The sequence below is a fragment of the Idiomarina sp. ST20R2A10 genome (assembly GCF_051842345.1).
GTDB lineage: Bacteria > Pseudomonadota > Gammaproteobacteria > Enterobacterales > Alteromonadaceae > Idiomarina > Idiomarina loihiensis.
On record NZ_JBNIEY010000019.1, the window covers coordinates 1 to 3290 of the forward strand.

Sequence of the window (3290 nt, forward strand, 5' to 3'; positions counted from 1 at the left end):
AAAGCTGATTGTAATATTAAAAGTAAGAAATGCCACTCTACTTGAACAAACTGATTTGGTAGAGGCGTATCGAACTTGTGTACAGCGAGAACAAACAATCTTGGTCACGTATGCCAGACACCTTCGGGTTGTATGGTTAAGTGACTAAGCGTACACGGTGGATGCCTAGGCAGTTGGAGGCGATGAAGGACGTACTAACTTGCGATAAGCCATGATAAGCCAGTAAGAGGCATTTGAGTCATGGATTTCCGAATGGGGAAACCCACTCTGTTTACAGAGTATCCGGCACTGAATCAATAGGTGCCAGGAAGCGAACCCGGAGAACTGAAACATCTAAGTACCCGGAGGAAAAGAAATCAACCGAGATTTCCCCAGTAGCGGCGAGCGAACGGGAAGCAGCCCTTAAGCTTAACTTGTGCTAACAGAATCCGATGGGAAGCGGAGCCACAGACGGTGAGAGCCCGGTATGTGAAGGTGCATGATAAGTGAAATCGAGTAGGTCGGGACACGTGATATCCTGACTGAATATGGGGGGACCATCCTCCAAGGCTAAATACTCCCAACTGACCGATAGTGAACCAGTACCGTGAGGGAAAGGCGAAAAGAACCCCGGCGAGGGGAGTGAAATAGAACCTGAAACCGTGTACGTACAAGCAGTAGGAGCGGACTTGTTCCGTGACTGCGTACCTTTTGTATAATGGGTCAGCGACTTATATTCTGTAGCAAGGTTAACCGTATAGGGAAGCCGTAGGGAAACCGAGTCTTAACTGGGCGTTGAGTTGCAGGGTATAGACCCGAAACCGGGCGATCTAACCATGAGCAGGTTGAAGATTGAGTAACATCAATTGGAGGACCGAACCCACTTATGTTGAAAAATGAGGGGATGACTTGTGGCTAGGAGTGAAAGGCTAATCAAGCCCGGAGATAGCTGGTTCTCCCCGAAATCTATTTAGGTAGAGCCTCGGACGAATACCATTGGGGGTAGAGCACTGTTTGGGCTAGGGGGTCATCCCGACTTACCAACCCCATGCAAACTCCGAATACCAATGAGTACTATCCGGGAGACACACGGCGGGTGCTAACGTCCGTCGTGAAGAGGGAAACAACCCAGACCGCCAGCTAAGGTCCCGAAGTTATGGCTCAGTGGGAAACGATGTGGGAAGGCAGAGACAGCTAGGAGGTTGGCTTAGAAGCAGCCATCCTTTAAAGAAAGCGTAATAGCTCACTAGTCGAGTCGGCCTGCGCGGAAGATGTAACGGGGCTAAGCCATACACCGAAGCTGCGGCTGCATACTTATGTATGCGGGGTAGGGGAGCGTTCTGTAAGTGGGCGAAGGTGGTTCGAGAGGACTGCTGGACATATCAGAAGTGCGAATGCTGACATGAGTAACGATAATGGGAGTGAAAAACTCCCACGCCGGAAGACCAAGGTTTCCTATCCCATGCTAATCAGGGTAGGGTAAGTCGGCCCCTAAGGCGAGGCGGAAACGCGTAGTCGATGGAAAACAGGTCAATATTCCTGTACCGATGTTCATTGCGATGGGGGGACGGAGAAGGCTAGGTGAGCCGGGCGTTGGTAGTCCCGGTGAAAGTGCGTAGGCTGAGGACTTAGGTAAATCCGGGTCCTTAAGGCCGAGACACGAGACGAGTACCCACGGGTGCGAAGTCATTGATGCCATGCTTCCGGGAAAAGCCTCTAAGCTTCAGATGAACATTGACCGTACCCCAAACCGACACAGGTGGTCAGGTAGAGAATACTAAGGCGCTTGAGAGAACTCGGGTGAAGGAACTAGGCAAAATAGTACCGTAACTTCGGGAGAAGGTACGCCACTGGTGGTGATTGACTTCGCGTCATGAGCTGCTGGTGGTCGCAGTGACCAGGTGGCTGGGACTGTTTATTAAAAACACAGCACTGTGCTAACACGAAAGTGGACGTATACGGTGTGACACCTGCCCGGTGCCGGAAGGTTAATTGATGGGGTTAGTTTTCGGACGAAGCTCTTGATCGAAGCCCCGGTAAACGGCGGCCGTAACTATAACGGTCCTAAGGTAGCGAAATTCCTTGTCGGGTAAGTTCCGACCTGCACGAATGGTGTAACCATGGCCACGCTGTCTCCACCCGAGACTCAGTGAAATTGAAATCGCAGTGAAGATGCTGTGTACCCGCGGCTAGACGGAAAGACCCCGTGAACCTTTACTACAGCTTGGCACTGAACATTGAACCTACATGTGTAGGATAGGTGGGAGGCTTTGAAGCGTTGGCGCTAGTTGACGTGGAGCCATCCTTGAAATACCACCCTTGTATGTTTGATGTTCTAACATTGGCCCCTTATCGGGGTTGTGGACAGTGCCTGGTGGGTAGTTTGACTGGGGCGGTCTCCTCCCAAAGAGTAACGGAGGAGCACGAAGGTTGGCTAAGTACGGTCGGACATCGTACGGTTAGTGCAATGGCAGAAGCCAGCTTAACTGCGAGACAGACACGTCGAGCAGATACGAAAGTAGGTCATAGTGATCCGGTGGTTCTGAATGGAAGGGCCATCGCTCAACGGATAAAAGGTACTCCGGGGATAACAGGCTGATACCGCCCAAGAGTTCATATCGACGGCGGTGTTTGGCACCTCGATGTCGGCTCATCACATCCTGGGGCTGAAGTCGGTCCCAAGGGTATGGCTGTTCGCCATTTAAAGTGGTACGCGAGCTGGGTTTAGAACGTCGTGAGACAGTTCGGTCCCTATCTGCCGTGGGCGTTTGAGAGTTGAGAGGAGCTGCTCCTAGTACGAGAGGACCGGAGTGGACGAACCTCTGGTGTTCGGGTTGTCACGCCAGTGGCATTGCCCGGTAGCTACGTTCGGAATCGATAACCGCTGAAAGCATCTAAGCGGGAAGCGAGCCTCAAGATAAGCTGTCACTAGCACTTAGAGTGCTCTGAAGGGTTGTTGGAGACTACAACGTTGATAGGCGGGGTGTGGAAGCGTAGTAATGCGTTGAGCTAACCCGTACTAATTGCCCGTGAGACTTAACCATACAACACCCAAGGTGTTTGGGACGTTACGCACAAGCGAGCGACTTTACCGAATAAGTAGCCTGATGTTCACATCAGGTGAGATAGTGAATTCAACAGAGTGGCTTTTACTTAAAAAAGCAGTCAGTTTTTACATGTTGTGACAGTTTATGTCTGGCGGCCATAGCGGTGTGGCACCACCTGAATCCATTCCGAACTCAGAAGTGAAACACACCAGCGCCGATGGTAGTGTGGGGTCTCCCCATGCGAGAGTAGGTCACCGCCAGACT

General features: G+C 51.5%; 2 rRNA genes. Both read left to right on the forward strand.

The features are described from left to right. Positions 1-134 precede the first annotated feature (134 nt). A 23S ribosomal RNA gene (locus tag ACP7H9_RS14095) occupies positions 135-3023 on the forward strand. 150 nt (positions 3024-3173) lie between these two features. Beyond that, a 5S ribosomal RNA gene (rrf, locus tag ACP7H9_RS14100) occupies positions 3174-3289 on the forward strand. The last annotated feature ends 1 nt before the right edge of the window (position 3290 follow it).